The following is a 1,408-nucleotide window of genomic DNA, read 5'->3' on the forward strand; positions in this document are numbered from 1 at the left end:
CATAGACAGGATCTTTAGCGTAGGCGCATGAAATAGGTAGAAAAAAGGCTCTTGGTGTGATCAGATTTAATCGCCAAAGAAAACCATCACACAACCGAAGAGCCGATGCCGATTATCACCGCGACCAAGCCACTGACACAACTGTTCAATGAAGCATGGTTGAACAAAACCGCCAAACAGCAAGGATTCTGCAAGCGTTTGCGCGACATTCGACCGCTGGAACTGATTTCCAGCCTGGTTTCTGCGTTCGGAGATGGAAATGTGGATGCGATTGCCGACTTGCACCGAACGTTCAATGGGATCCACATGAACTCTGACGCAAACGTTGCTTACAAGCCGTTTCATAACAAGTTACGTAAGCCGGAGTTTGCTGAGTTCATGCAGACCGTTGTGAGCCGGGCAATCGCAGTTTTCGGCAAGCAGTTAACCGAAGAGCTGCCTTCTAAGTTGCAACAGTTCGAGCAGATCCTGATACAAGATGGATCGTCGTTTGCGTTGCACCCGGACTTAGCTGAGATCTTTCCTAATCGTTTCAAGGGGCGCTCTCCTGCGGCGGTTGAGTGCCACATGACGATGTCCTTGACTGATGAGCAGCCATTGAAGCTAGGGATATCAGCGGATACCGCCTCAGAACGAGACTATCTTCCCGCCGCCAACACAATGAAAAATAAACTGTTGTTAGCTGATGCGGGTTATGTAGGCCTTGAGCACATGGCAAATGTAGAGCAGCACGGAGGTTACTATCTGATGCGTTCCACCAAGCAACTTAATCCAACCATTGACCGTGCGCTCAACGCCAAGGGGAAGCCAATCAAGTCCATGGCTGGCCTCAAGCTAAAAGCTCTGCAAAGCCGTCGAGGTGGGCGAGCGCCGGTGCTCGATGTGGATGTCAGTTGGCCACACTACCAATGCCGAATGGTTTTGTTCTGGCATCAAAAAGAGAAGCGCTACCTTTGGTGGCTGACCAACCTTCCCCGCGATGAATTCAGCACTGAGGACATCATGCGGCTCTATCGAGTTCGCTGGCAAATCGAGTTGCTGTTCAAAGAGTGGAAGAGCTTTAACAACTTGAAGCGATTTGTCACCCGCCAAGAACACATGGTGAGAGGCTTGATCTGGGCCAGTTTGCTGAGCCTGCTGGTCAAGCGTTTCATTGGTCGCGTAGCGCAACAGCGGCTGAACATGCGCCTATCCGTGTTGAAAATTGCCAAGTCCACTCAAGGCTGGTTCGAGCCGGTGATGAAGTCACTGGCATCCAAATCATTAAGTCAGCTACGGGCTGACTTAAGTTGGGCAATTGATTTCATCGCAACTAACTGCCACCGGGCCCAGCAGTCAAAAGCCAAGCAGGCCAACAGTTTGGAGGCCGTTTGGGAGCACCTAAATGCTTAAGGTTCAGGCTATGAGC

Annotated in this window: 1 protein-coding gene; it reads left to right on the forward strand. The window is 50.9% G+C overall.

Going from position 1 to position 1,408, the window contains the following annotated elements; translation table 11 throughout:
* Nucleotides 1–105 precede the first annotated feature (105 nt).
* A complete protein-coding gene (locus ABEA08_RS09535; RefSeq protein WP_345335066.1) occupies nt 106–1,392 on the forward strand; it encodes an IS4 family transposase in 1,287 nt (428 codons plus the stop codon).
* Nucleotides 1,393–1,408 lie beyond the last annotated feature (16 nt).

This window comes from Ferrimonas pelagia (assembly GCF_039543565.1).
GTDB lineage: Bacteria > Pseudomonadota > Gammaproteobacteria > Enterobacterales > Shewanellaceae > Ferrimonas > Ferrimonas pelagia.